The 12,552-nt window shown below is 57.5% G+C and carries 9 protein-coding genes and 1 pseudogene; 3 read left to right on the top strand and 7 right to left on the bottom strand.

The window, feature by feature from the left end; all coding sequences use genetic code 11:
• Positions 1-145: 145 nt before the first annotated feature.
• The 3 genes from ACOI8A_RS08040 (at position 146) to tadA (ending at position 4,891) form a co-directional block, all read left to right on the top strand.
• On the top strand, positions 146-2,848 hold the full coding sequence (locus ACOI8A_RS08040) for an AAA domain-containing protein (protein ID WP_420650626.1): 2,703 nt from the start codon (positions 146-148) through the stop codon (positions 2,846-2,848).
• A gap of 166 nt (positions 2,849-3,014) precedes the next feature.
• Complete coding sequence (locus ACOI8A_RS08035; protein ID WP_420650586.1) at positions 3,015-4,391, top strand: multicopper oxidase family protein; 1,377 nt, start codon at positions 3,015-3,017, stop codon at positions 4,389-4,391.
• On the top strand, positions 4,391-4,891 hold the full coding sequence (tadA, locus tag ACOI8A_RS08030; RefSeq protein ID WP_420650587.1) for a tRNA adenosine(34) deaminase TadA: 501 nt from the start codon (positions 4,391-4,393) through the stop codon (positions 4,889-4,891). The genes ACOI8A_RS08035 and tadA overlap by 1 nt, the downstream gene beginning before the upstream one ends.
• A gap of 167 nt (positions 4,892-5,058) precedes the next feature.
• Here tadA and cmoB read toward each other — a convergent pair whose 3' ends face one another.
• The 7 genes and pseudogenes from cmoB to ACOI8A_RS07995 form a co-directional block, all read right to left on the bottom strand.
• Positions 5,059-6,015: a tRNA 5-methoxyuridine(34)/uridine 5-oxyacetic acid(34) synthase CmoB gene (gene cmoB / locus ACOI8A_RS08025; protein ID WP_420650588.1), complete on the bottom strand. Its 957-nt coding sequence runs from the start codon at positions 6,013-6,015 to the stop codon at positions 5,059-5,061.
• The gene (cmoA, locus tag ACOI8A_RS08020; protein ID WP_420650589.1) at positions 6,012-6,755 is read right to left on the bottom strand and encodes a carboxy-S-adenosyl-L-methionine synthase CmoA; all 744 of its coding nucleotides are present in this window, start codon (positions 6,753-6,755) and stop codon (positions 6,012-6,014) included. Before cmoA ends, cmoB begins: the two co-directional genes overlap by 4 nt.
• Before the next feature lie 252 nt (positions 6,756-7,007).
• Positions 7,008-7,643 carry a lysoplasmalogenase gene (locus ACOI8A_RS08015; RefSeq protein ID WP_420650590.1) on the bottom strand — a complete coding sequence of 212 codons (636 nt, stop codon included), beginning with the start codon at positions 7,641-7,643 and terminating at the stop codon, positions 7,008-7,010.
• 2 nt (positions 7,644-7,645) lie between these two features.
• On the bottom strand, positions 7,646-8,038 hold the full coding sequence (locus tag ACOI8A_RS08010) for a protease inhibitor I42 family protein (RefSeq protein WP_420650591.1): 393 nt from the start codon (positions 8,036-8,038) through the stop codon (positions 7,646-7,648).
• A 200-nt stretch (positions 8,039-8,238) separates the two neighbouring features.
• A complete protein-coding gene (locus ACOI8A_RS08005) occupies positions 8,239-8,643 on the bottom strand; it encodes a hypothetical protein (RefSeq protein ID WP_420650592.1) in 405 nt (134 codons plus the stop codon).
• Between the two features lie 193 nt (positions 8,644-8,836).
• Positions 8,837-11,260 (bottom strand): endopeptidase La, encoded by a 2,424-nt coding sequence (lon, locus tag ACOI8A_RS08000; RefSeq protein ID WP_420650593.1) that lies wholly within the window; start codon positions 11,258-11,260, stop codon positions 8,837-8,839.
• Positions 11,261-11,938: 678 nt separating this feature from the next.
• Positions 11,939-12,312 (bottom strand): annotated as a pseudogene (locus tag ACOI8A_RS07995) (DUF6124 family protein).
• Positions 12,313-12,552 lie beyond the last annotated feature (240 nt).

Genomic DNA, 12,552 nt, shown 5'->3' with positions numbered 1-12,552 from the left:
AAGTCACGCGTACGGCGCGCCGACTGGAAGTTGGTGTGGGTATGGGTGATGATGTCACTCTAATGTCAAATTCGTCGGATCGCTAGATCCGGATTTCTACTACATGGACGTGTACAGGCTTGAAACGAGCCTGCGAAAGGGATTTATGGTTTCCATCTACGTGAAAGGTGTCGATAAGACCCGCCAGATCAGCGACTGGACAATGAAGAGTGATGGTCGCGGTGGAGTATCGCTGACTTGCCACTTTCCTTCAGGAAAGAATTTTTCCAGTCCCATCGAAGACTGCGAAGTTGTTCCTACCCGAGAGGTGGAACATCAGCTTCTGCGCAAGAAGGGTAGCTCGACGGCCAGCTCCATAGCGAAAGCCGAAATCTACGGCGAGAAATATGCCGTGATTCAATATCCCGACAATCCCAAAAAGTATGTGTCGCGAATGGACACTATCGAACTTGTCGCGCCGACCACGATGAAAGATGAGTCAACGTTCGACTATTTCTTTTCTGTAGCTACCAGACGCGTCGAGAAGGCTGCGAAGCAGGCGGACAAAGATATCGCTGAAAATGTGCTGCGCCAGTTGAAGGCCATTCCTTCATCCGCCGGCACGGCATTGCAGGCTTATTGCAATGGGCAGAATCAAAGGCTGGAGCAATCAGGGCCTTTCATCTTTCCTTTTGGTATCAATGAAAGTCAGCTAAAAGCAGTCGAACAGGCCTTTACCTCGCAGATCAGTCTGATCGAAGGGCCTCCGGGCACCGGTAAGACTCAGACCATTCTGAACATCATCGCCAATATTCTGCTACGTGGAGAAACCGTGGCGGTGGTGTCGAACAACAACGCGGCCGTGGCGAATGTCTGTGAAAAGCTGGGCAAGTCAGGGCTGGACTACCTCGTCGCTTTGCTGGGCAGCACAGAAAACCGCAGGGCGTTCTTTGCCAACCCTTGCCCTCGGCCCTCGACTGCTCCCGAAGCGGCGCCTTCGATAGAGCACATCCAAGGCGTGTTGCAACAGCTGACGCGTTTTCTGAATACCCGTAACGCGGTGGCGCAGTTGCAGATTGAAATCGCTGAGCTGGAGTTAGAGCGAAGCTATTTGCGGCAGTGGCAGCAGGACAACGGCGTGCAGGCTCTCGGCGGATTGGACCGATATAAGCTCTCTGCGCAAAAGGCTACGGATCTCATGGCTTACCTGACGCATCTTGGAGGCGACCGCGTCAGGGTCAAGGACAGGATCGAAATGCTGTTCAACTTCAAGATTCTGCGCATGAAGCCTTTCGATGACTGGGTAAAGCGCAAATCGATCTTTTACGGCCTGCAACTCCATTACTACGACATGGCGTTGCAGGAAAAAAAAGCGCTGCTGTCCACCCATCAGCAAGCGTTGAAAGCGGGCGATTACCAAGTGCTGCTGGAAGAGCTGACCAGCGGTTCGATGAAGTATCTCAAGCAGTATCTTCATCAGCATGTACCGGATTCTGCACCCTTCGATGCCAACACTTACAAGCGCAACTTCGATGGATTCGTGAAGCGCTATCCAATCATTTCCAGCGGTACGCATTCGATCGTCAACTCGCTTCCAGGCGGAGCATTGCTGGACTACGTCATCATCGACGAGGCCTCGCAACAGGACATCGTTCCCGGAATACTGGCGTTGAGTTGCGCGAGGAATCTCATTATCGTCGGTGATAGAAAGCAGCTGGCACATATTCCCACAGAGCTGGCGGTGGCCGCACCCAAAGATCATTACGACTGCGAGAAGTACAGCCTGCTCGATTCGTGCGTCAGTGTTTTCAATGAATCAATACCGATGACTCTTTTGAAAGAGCACTATCGGTGTCACCCAAAAATCATTCAGTTCTGCAATCAGCAGTTTTATGACAATCAGCTGGTTCCTATGACCCAGGACTCCGGGGAAAAGTCTTTGTCACTGTTGGTTACCGCAAAAGGAAACCACACGCGCGACAACACCAACCAACGGGAACTGGATTCGCTGCTGGCCGTGCTTGAAGAGCAGGGCGAGAGTGCTTGGCACGGGGAGGATGGCAGAGGGTTTATCGCACCTTTCCGAGATCAGGCCACCCTCTCGGGCACATTACTGCCGGGTGACTTCGTCAACGACACGGTGCATAAGTTTCAGGGCCGCGAGTGCGACGAGATTGTCTTTTCTACCGTACTGGACAAGAAACGCATCGCTCAGGACCGTCTGGATTTTGTGGACGATCCGCGCATGGTCAATGTGGCGGTGTCGCGAGCAAAAAACCGTTTCACGCTGGTCACCGGGGAGGACGTGTTCACGACAAACAACGGAGATATCGCGGCGTTGGTGCGTTACATGGAGTACTACGCCGAAGAGGGGCAGCTCCTCCGCGCACCCGTGATATCGGCTTTCGACCTGCTTTACGCGCAGTATGATAAATCGCTGGAACGGCTCAACGCCAAGCTGCGGCGTGAAGATTCCGAATACAAATCCGAACAGATCGTTGCGCAAATACTGCGTGAGGCGCTGGATCAGAACACGTGTCAGGGGATTATGTTTCATGGGCAGGTCAAACTGATCCAGTTGGTCTCGACAGCCAATCAGAGTTTGACGCCACGAGAACTGGAGTTCATGAACAACCAGGCCAGTTGCGATTTCGTACTCTATTACAAAGTCGGGAAAAAGCCGTTGGGGGTAATAGAGGTCGATGGTGGGGAGCATGACAAGCCGCAGCAGGCTGATCGGGACGCGTTGAAAGACAGCATATTGCGCAAGGCAGATATTCCCCTTTTGCGCTTGCGCACCGTCGAGAGCCGCATCGAACAGCGGGTCGCCGAATTTGTGGCGCAGTGGGCAAGTAGCGCCGCAAAGTAAGCCAGGTCCACAACTTGGGCGAGAAGGGTGCCGCGAGGCGCCCTTTGTCGCGCACTGCGGGGCAAGGCTGTGACAACACTTCACTTAATCTTTCTCAGTTGCAGGTGTATCTTATTCGCCTTTTGCGGGCCTTGGCCCGCCGCAAATACGTGAGGTAGTTGAGTTCATGTCCTTTACCCGTCGCCAAATCCTCGGTGGCCTGGCCGGTCTTGTTGTCGTTGGCGTGGGGGCGGGGGGCGCGTCGCGTTATTGGTTGGGCAAGATGGCCGATGCCGACGCGGGGCATGACTATGAGCTGATCGCCGCGCCGCTGGACGTTGAGCTGGTGCCGGGGCACAAGACTGAGGCCTGGGCGTTCGGGCCGTCGGCGCCGGGTACCGAGTTGCGTGTGCGTCAGGGCGAGTGGTTGCGGGTGCGCTTTATCAATCATCTGCCGGTCGCGACCACGATTCACTGGCACGGCATTCGCCTGCCGCTGGAGATGGACGGCGTGCCATACGTTTCGCAGTTGCCGGTGTTGCCGGGCGAATACTTCGACTACAAATTCCGTGTGCCGGACGCTGGCAGCTATTGGTATCACCCGCACGTCAGTAGCAGCGAAGAGCTCGGTCGCGGGCTGGTGGGGCCGCTGATTGTCGAGGAGCGCGAGCCGACCGGGTTCAAGTATGAAAAGACTTTGAGCCTGAAGAACTGGCACATCGATGAGCAAGGCAACTTCGTCGAATTCAGCATTCCGCGTGAAGCGGCGCGTGGCGGTACGGCGGGGCGGTTGTCGACTATTAATGGTGTACCGCTGCCGGTGATTGATCTGCCGGCCGGGCAGATCACGCGGGTACGTTTGCTCAATCTTGATAACACCCTGACTTATCGCATTAACATTCCCGGTGTCGAAGCGCAGATCTATGCGCTGGATGGCAACCCGGTCGAACCGCGCCCATTGGGCAAGGAATACTGGCTCGGCCCCGGCATGCGTATCTGTCTGGCGATCAAAGTGCCTGCGGCTGGTGAAGAACTGTCGCTGCGCAACGGCCCGGTACGACTGGGCACGCTGCGTTCGGTGGCGAACAGTGATGCGCCGACCGAATGGCCAAAGGCGCTGCCGGCCAACCCGGTAGCCGAGCCGGATCTGGCCAACGCCGAGAAACTCAACTTCAATTTCGAATGGGTCGGCTCGGTGTCGGTTAACGTCGACAACGGCAGGCCGCCAAGCCTGTGGCAGATCAACGGCAAGGCTTGGGATATCACTGACAAAACCTGCGCCGACCGGCCGATTGCCAGCCTGAAACTCGGTCAGAGCTATATTTTCGAATTGAAGAACATGACCCAGTATCAGCACCCGATCCACTTGCACGGCATGAGTTTCAAGGTGATTGCGTCGAACCGGCACAAGGTCATTCCGTACTTCACCGACACTTATCTGTTGGGCAAGAACGAGCGTGCGCAAGTGGCGCTGGTGGCGGATAACCCGGGTGTCTGGATGTTCCACTGCCATGTGATCGACCACATGGAAACCGGCCTGATGGCCGCCATCGAGGTGAAGTGATGCGCCAGATTCGCCCCGCCGCGATCATCGACCGCAGCCGTGACCGCGACTTCATGCGCGAAGCGTTGGTGTTGGCGGCGCAAGGCGCGGCGCTCGGCGAAGTGCCGGTGGGCGCGGTGTTGGTGCAGGACGGCGAGATCATCGGGCGCGGCTTCAACTGCCCGATCAGTGGCAGCGACCCGAGCGCGCACGCGGAAATGGTCGCGATCCGCGCGGCGGCCCAGGCGGTGAGCAACTATCGTCTGCCGGGCAGCACGCTCTACGTCACGCTGGAGCCGTGCAGCATGTGCGCGGGGTTGATTGTGCATTCACGGATTGCACGGGTGGTGTATGGCGCGCTGGAACCCAAGGCCGGGATTGTGCAGAGCCAGGGGCAGTTTTTTACCCAGGGCTTTTTGAATCATCGGGTGTTGTATGAAGGCGGGGTGTTGGCGGAGGAGTGTGGGGCGGTGCTCAGCGAGTTCTTTCGGGCACGCCGAGCAAAGAGCCCCTCACCCTAACCCTCTCCCAGGGGAGAGGGGACCGACCGAGGTGAATGTTGACGTTACGCCGACCTGAAATTTTTGAGCCGAACTCAAGTTCTGAAAAGCTTGAAGATCGGCTCCCTCTCCCTCGGGAGAGGGTTGGGGTGAGGGGTGGGCTCACCGCGGAATTTTGGGAGATCGGGTTATTTCTTGGCAACAATCACCGCACGCATCGGCGCCGGCAGCCCTTCGACGGTTTTGCTGTGATCTTCAGGATCAAGGAAATCGCTCAGCGACTGATACTTCATCCACTCCGTCCCGCGTTGTTCCTCGACCGTGGTCGTACTCACGTCAACACAGCGAATATCGGTAAACCCGGCGCGGCGCAGCCATAATTCCAGCGCCGGCACCGACGGCAGGAACCACACGTTACGCATCTGCGCATAGCGATCTTCCGGCACCAGCACCTGATGCTTGTCGCCTTCGACCACCAGGGTTTCCAGTACCAGTTCGCCGCCCTTGACCAGGCAATCCTTCAGTGCAAGCAAGTGCTCGATCGGCGAACGACGGTGATAGAACACGCCCATGGAAAACACCGTGTCGAAGCCTTCCATGTTCGGCGGCAGGTCTTCGAACGGGAACGGCAAGTGCCAGGCATTCGGCTCTGACAGATAACGCTGCACGGCCTGGAACTGGCAGAAGAACAGCCAGTTCGGATCGACGCCGATTACGCTGTCGGCACCCGCGCCGAGCATGCGCCACATGTAATAGCCGTTGCCGCAGCCGACATCCAGAATGCGTTTGCCTTTCAGATCCAGATGCGGCGCGACCCGTGACCACTTCCAGTCCGAGCGCCATTCGGTGTCGACGTGCACGCCGAACAGGTCGAACGGGCCTTTGCGCCATGGCGACAGGCCCATCAATGCAGTGCGCATTTGCGCGCGGGTTTCATCGTCGCAATCGGTGTCGAGCTTCAAGCCGTTGAGCAAGTCCACTTCGTTCGGCTGGATCTTCGGCAAGGCGTCCAGCGCACTTTGCCAGCGCTCGAGATCGCCGTGGCCTTTCTCCATTTTCTTGTCGAGTTGCGCTTGCAGGGTGTTGGCCCATTCGGCCAGCGGCGTGCCGGCCAAACGGCGGGCGAGGGGGGACAGATCAATCATGGCAAGGCAATCAACGAGGCAAAGTTAAGACACTGGAACCACGGCACGACTTTCGAGAACCCGGCGGCCAACAGGCGTTCGCGGTGTTCTTCGAGGCTGTCGGGCTTCATGACGTTTTCGATGGCGCTGCGCTTCTGGGCGATTTCCAGATCGCTGTAGCCGTTGGCGCGCTTGAACGCGACGTGCAGATCAGTGAGCAGCGCGTGTTCTTCAGCATCGTTGAAACGCAGCTTCTCCGACAGAATCAATGCGCCGCCGGGCAGCAAAGACTGGCGAATACGCGCGAGCAACGCGGTGCGCTGATCGGGGGCGATGAATTGCAGGGTGAAATTCAGCGCGACGACCGAGGCGGGCTGGAAGTCGAGCGCAAGAATGTCGCCTTCGATCACTTCGACCGGCAGCAATTCCTGGAACATCGAGTCCTGACCGTTGAGGTACTCGCGGCAGCGCTCGACCATCGCCGCCGAGTTATCCACAGCGATAACCCGGCAACCTTCGGTGCGTACATGTCGGCGCAGCGCTTGAGTCACCGCGCCGAGCGACGAACCGAGGTCGTAGAGCACGCTGTTCGGCTGAGCAAATTGTGCCGCGAGCACGCCGAGGTTTTCGACGATGGTCGGATAACCCGGTACCGAGCGCTTGATCATGTCCGGAAACACTCGCACCACGTCCTCGTTGAAGGCGAAGTCAGGCACCTGGGCCAAAGGCTGGGCGAAAATGCGATCGGGTTCTTTGCTCACGGCGGTTCCGGCGGTGGAAATGGAAAGGCCGGCATTTTAGCCAAAGTGGCGCGCGGATGCTTGGGTTGTCTGATAAACCGCCGGTCCGGTGCTTGTTGAAGGCTGAAATGGACATTGTGGCGAGGGGGCTTGCCCCCGTTCGGCGGCGCAGCCGTCGTAGATCGGTAGATGCGGTCTAACTGGAAAGAATGCGTCGATCGAGATTGGGACTGCTCCGCAGCCCAACGGGGGCAAGCCCCCTCGCCACAGGGTTCAGTGTTGTTTCTGGAAGAACGCGGAGGCGGTGATGCCCCACTGGCCCAGCCAATAGCTGAGGATGATGACGTACGGCGCTGCGTTGAACGGGGCGGCGAAGCGGTCGATGCCGATAACGCTGTCGGAAAACACGAAAGCCAGCGCACCGCCGGCCGCGAGCAATGCCGAACGCTTCGGCACATCAGTGCCGAGACGCGCGAGGGCACGCCAGAGCATGGCGCTGATTGCTGTGCCGTAGATGATCACTGGCACCAGCAACGGCCCGAGCCCGTGGGAAATCAGAATCCCCAGCAGCACGGCGCCTACACCGAGGGCGAGAATCAGCGGCAACAGTGCCAGACGTTTGCAGTCGCTGAGGTAAGCCTTTAGATATGCCAGATGCGCGACCAGAAACGCGCCCAAGCCAAACACAAACAAATCCCCCGGCCACGCCAGCAGCACATCACCGAGTAGCGAAAAAATCAGACCGAGGCTGATCCAGCGGCGGTAATCGCTTGGTGGTGCATCGTGCAGCCAACCGAGCAACGCCAGCACCGGCAACGGTTTGACCAACAGACACAGCAGCGCCGCGTGGGTACTCAAGCCGTAAAGAAAAGTCACCGCGCCCATCAGCGCCAGGATCAGCCAGCCCACGCTCAGTTCACCGAGATTGCGCAGTCAAAGGTTTCCACCGGCAGCACTTCCGGTGCCCATGGCTGTTGCGAGGTCAGGCGCAGACGCCCCGTGCCGGCGGTAAACGCCTGGAAGCGCCAAGTGGACACACCGGCCGCGCCGACCACGCCAGCGTCTTCCGGGTTGGTGTAAACCTCGGGGCTGAGCGCGCGCAACACGCCGCCGGCCGAATCCTGAATGGCCCAGCGATAACCAGTGGTGGGATTGCTTGGCAGGGTGATGATCAGGTTTTGCCCGTTGGTGAGTTTCACCGGGCATTCGCTTTGTTTTTCCACGGTCACGTTGGTTTTCGGTTGCGTGGCGCAGGCGGCCAGCAGGGCGAGGGACAGCGGGACAAACAGGCGAGTGGGGGACATAAGGTCAGCGGCTCCGGCGTTCACGACGAACGGCGAGCATAACTGAAGATGAGACGAAGTGTGACAGCGTGAGCGGTCAAAGGAACCTCTAATGAACTAAAAGGCAAAAAAGTCTGTGGTTCAACTAACTTGGAATTTTTTGAGCCCCACGTAGCGAAGGACTCAAAAATCGTTGGGTACCTCACACCTTTCTTCTTTAATCAGAGAGTTTCATTCTCCACCATCTCAAAGTTACCTTTGATATGGAATTCTTGGGTTGTACTGCGAAGTATGGTGTCGAATGTTGCCGTGTATTTATTGGTCTCTCTGTCAAAAATAACTTGAAATACTCCTGAATAAAGATTTGCTGTTATGTTGTTGGGGAATAGCTTGTCTTGGTAAATCATGTGTCTGACATATTTGCTTGATTGATTGTGTTCGCCGTTTGGAGTATCTAAAGCGAATTTTATATGGAAGGATCTATGTTCGTTGGTATTAGGGTCATCTTGCGAAGCCGTAAAGTTCATGCTGTCTTCGTCAAAATAAGCGTGGGTTCGATGAGGTATATAATCGACTCCGTCAATCTTGGCTGCAAATTCTTGTTTTGCCGTCTCGGCCATATTCATTTTTATACTCCCTGACTTACGATTAGGATATTGCCACATTCGACAAGTATCTCATTCATTGTCTTAAGAATGATCATTGGAAGATACTGTCAGAGTTGACAGTTTTTTAGATCTGTTTCGTAGGGAGGGGCGGAGTTTTTGTTATATAAGGATTGACGCCGTCGAATCGACTTCGACAGCGTCTTTTTTTCGATTAAAAAAGCACCTTCGCCACATCCGAAAACTTCTTGGCAAAGTGCACGGTAATACCTTCCTTCAGATACTCCGGCAATTCCTCGAAGTTACCCCGGTTCGGCTCCGGCAGAATCAGTTCGAATATCTTCTGCCGCCGCGCCGCAATCACCTTCTCGCGCACCCCGCCAATCGGCAGTACATGCCCGGTCAGCGTCAGTTCGCCAGTCATTGCCACACCTTTTTTTGGCGCCTGATTACGCGCAAGTGAAAGCAGGGCGCTGGCCATGGTCACGCCGGCGCTCGGGCCGTCTTTCGGGGTTGCGCCTTCCGGCACGTGCAGGTGGACGAAAGCTTCGTCGAAGAATTTCGGATCGCCACCAAACGACTTCAGATGCGAGCTGACGTAGCTGTAGGCGATCTCCGCCGACTCTTTCATAACATCACCGAGTTGTCCGGTGAGTTTGAAACCACGGTTCAGCGTGTGAATGCGCGTTGCTTCGATCGGCAAGGTCGCGCCGCCCATGCTGGTCCAGGCCAGACCGGTGATGACACCGGTGCCGGACAGCACTTGCTCGTTGCGGAATACCGGATGACCGAGGGACGCTTCGAGGTCTTTCGGCGCGATCTTGATCACCGCTTTCGGCTCGTCGATCAATTTCACTACGGCTTTACGCACCAGTTTGCCCAGCTGTTTTTCCAGCTGACGCACCCCCGCTTCACGCGCATAACCGTCGATCAAGGCTTTCAACGCGCTGTCGCTGATGCTCAGGCTGCCTTTCGATACGCCGGCCTTTTCCAGCTGTTTTGGCCACAGGTGACGCTTGGCGATGGCGACTTTTTCTTCGGTGATGTAACCCGACAGTCGAATCACTTCCATCCGGTCGAGCAACGGGCCGGGGATCGAATCGAGGGTGTTGGCGGTGCAGACGAACAGGACTTTCGACAAGTCCATGCGCAAGTCGAGGTAGTGGTCGAGGAATTCGACGTTCTGTTCCGGGTCCAGCGTTTCGAGCAGCGCCGAGGCCGGGTCACCCTGGTAGCTCTGGCCCATCTTGTCGATCTCGTCGAGCATGATCACCGGGTTCATCACTTCGACGTCTTTCAACGCCTGCACCAGTTTGCCCGGCTGCGCGCCGATGTAGGCGCGGCGATGGCCCTTGATCTCGGCTTCGTCGCGCATGCCGCCGAGGCTGAAGCGGTAGAACGGTCGGCCGAGAGATTCTGCAATCGATTTGCCGACGCTGGTTTTACCCACACCCGGCGGGCCGACCAGCAGCACGATGGAGCCGCTGATCTCGCCTTTATAAGCGCCGACCGCGAGGAATTCGAGGATGCGGTCCTTGATGTCGTCGAGACCGGCGTGGTGTTTGTCGAGCACCTTGCGCGCATGCTTGAGGTCGAGTTTGTCCTCGCCGTACACGCCCCACGGCACCGAGGTGGCCCAGTCGAGGTAGTTGCGCGTGACCGCGTATTCCGGTGATCCGGTTTCGAGGATCGACAGCTTGTGCGTTTCTTCGTCGAGGCGTTTCTTTACCTGCGCCGGCAGGACTTTGCCTTCAAGGCGCTGCTGGAACTGTTCGATGTCGGCGCTGCGGTCGTCCTTGGTCAGGCCGAGTTCTTGCTGAATGACTTTGAGCTGTTCCTTCAGGAAGAACTCACGCTGATGCTCGCCGATCTTGCGGTTCACTTCGGCGGAAATTTCTTTCTGCAGACGCGCGACTTCGACTTCCTTGCGCAGCATCGGCAGGACTTTTTCCATGCGCTTGAGCATCGGCACGCAGTTGAGCACGTCTTGCAGCTCGGGGCCGGTGGCGGAGGTCAGGGCGGCGGCGAAGTCGGTCAGCGGCGACGGATCGTTCGGGCTGAAGCGGTTGAGGTAGTTCTTCAGTTCTTCGCTGTACAGCGGGTTGAGCGGCAGCAGTTCCTTGATCGCGTTGATCAGCGCCATGCCGTAGGCCTTGACCTCATCGGTCGGCTCGGTCGGCTGGTGCGGGTATTCGACTTCCACCAGATACGGCGGACGATGGTGCTTGAGCCAGGTCTTGATGCGCACACGGCTCAGGCCCTGGGCGACGAATTGCAGTTTGCCGTTTTCGCGGCTGGCGTGGTGCACCTTGACCAGCGTGCCGTACTCGGGCAATGCGCCGGTGTCGAAGTGGCGCGGGTCTTCCTGGGGCGTGTCCATGAAGAACAGGGCCAGGGAGTGGTGTTCGGATTTGCTCACCAGTTCGAGGGTTTCGGCCCACGGTTCTTCATTGACGATGACCGGCAGGACTTGGGCCGGGAAGAACGGGCGGTTGTGGATCGGGATGACGTAGACCTTGTCCGGCAGGTTCTGGCCGGGGAGGGCCAGGCCTTTGCCGGTGGGGTGGTGTTCGATGTGGTCGTCTGTGGTTTCGGTGTAGTCGGCGGGGTTATCGGGGAATTCTTGCTGGTCGCTCATGGGGCACCTGCGCAATTGGATATGGGTGTTAGATGGGGCAGGCTTTGCGTGGTTTCAATGGCAGCGGATATTTCAGAGTGTGTGTTCAGGTTTGGGACAGGGTTTTTTGGGGTTTTGGGGGCATATCCGTTGCTGCGGTTGTGGCTGCTTAGGGTTCCGCCCTGACGGCGGGTCACTTTTGGCAAAACGCCCCAAAAGTAACCAAAAGGTCTTTACCCTGACGTTCGGCCCTCGCTGTGGCTCGGGTTCCTTCGCTCCGGGGTTCATCCGGGGCATCGCCTCCGGTTTGCTGCGCTGCACCTCCTCTCGATGTTCCCCCCGGATGAACCCCTCCACTCAGCCTGCCGACGGGACCTCTGGATCAAGATCAAGAGCTGCAGCCGAGCTAATGCTCATCCTGTTGAGTGGGGCGGCTTTGCCGCTGGTGGGCTGGTTGATGGATGTTGTAGGTTGTGGGGATTGGCTTTGGGGTTTGTGTTGGATTCGCCCCTCACCCCAGCCCTCTCCCGAGGGAGAGGGAGCCGATTTGGGTGCTTTTCAAACCTGAGTTCACCTCGGTGTTCCACGTCGGCGTACCTTGTCCAAACACCTCGGTCGGTCCCCTCTCCTCTGGGAGAGGGCTAGGGTGAGGGGCTGCTCTGGAGCCTGATTGAGTTCCAGCAACAGCCCAAAACCATTTCAGCTATGCGCCGCAGGCCGACCGACCTCGACATTATCCAACACCCGATTCACCGCCAGTTCCGCCAGCATGATCACTTGCTGTATCCCAAGAATCCGATGCCGCTGCGGCGAGTCAACGTAGGCCGCAACATCGCTGGCCATGACACTCGCCGTAGCCAACGATTCACACGCATGCGCCAACAGACTCTCGTCGTCCATACCTTGGGCGATCTGAAACATCTGGCTCGGTTGTCGGCCGGGGCATTTTTCGGGATGGGGTTGAAGTGGTGGTCGAGGGCGCGTTCGGCGACGTCGTGGAATTTCTTTGAATCGGCGGATTCGTAGGGCGAGGTGTCGTCGGTTTCGGGTGGGTTGGGTGTTGGCTTTTTCATGGTGGAACTCCATTCGGGATGTGGAGTTCGCCGCTCACTGCGACCAAGCAGTAGGGTGGCGAACCGTACGCAGGTTGGTCGACCAGGGAATGGATACCCGGCAGGGCCGTTAGCCCTCCCACGCACAGCTCGCCATAAGCAAGCTTATAAAGTGCGCCATTCTAAACCCGGACGACCAAGCCCGTTCGCTGAATTTGCAGCGACGCCCCAAAGCCTACCCAGCCCATTTCGGAGCGACAA

Origin of the sequence: Pseudomonas sp. P4795, assembly GCF_048822895.1 — a bacterium.
GTDB lineage: Bacteria > Pseudomonadota > Gammaproteobacteria > Pseudomonadales > Pseudomonadaceae > Aquipseudomonas.
The sequence above is the reverse complement of the archived record's forward strand: the minus strand, read 5'-3'. Positions and strand labels throughout refer to the sequence as shown.

What these genes read in the sequence shown, in the direction of transcription:
- ACOI8A_RS08040 (WP_420650626.1), top strand. Translation starts at nt 146, where the DNA reads ATGGTTTCCATCTACGTGAAAGGTGTCGATAAGACCCGCCAGATCAGC.
- ACOI8A_RS08035 (WP_420650586.1), top strand. Translation starts at nt 3,015, where the DNA reads ATGTCCTTTACCCGTCGCCAAATCCTCGGTGGCCTGGCCGGTCTTGTT.
- tadA (WP_420650587.1), top strand. Translation starts at nt 4,391, where the DNA reads ATGCGCCAGATTCGCCCCGCCGCGATCATCGACCGCAGCCGTGACCGC.
- cmoB (WP_420650588.1), bottom strand. Translation starts at nt 6,015, where the DNA reads ATGATTGATCTGTCCCCCCTCGCCCGCCGTTTGGCCGGCACGCCGCTG.
- ACOI8A_RS08010 (WP_420650591.1), bottom strand. Translation starts at nt 8,038, where the DNA reads ATGTCCCCCACTCGCCTGTTTGTCCCGCTGTCCCTCGCCCTGCTGGCC.
- ACOI8A_RS08005 (WP_420650592.1), bottom strand. Translation starts at nt 8,643, where the DNA reads ATGAATATGGCCGAGACGGCAAAACAAGAATTTGCAGCCAAGATTGAC.
- lon (WP_420650593.1), bottom strand. Translation starts at nt 11,260, where the DNA reads ATGAGCGACCAGCAAGAATTCCCCGATAACCCCGCCGACTACACCGAA.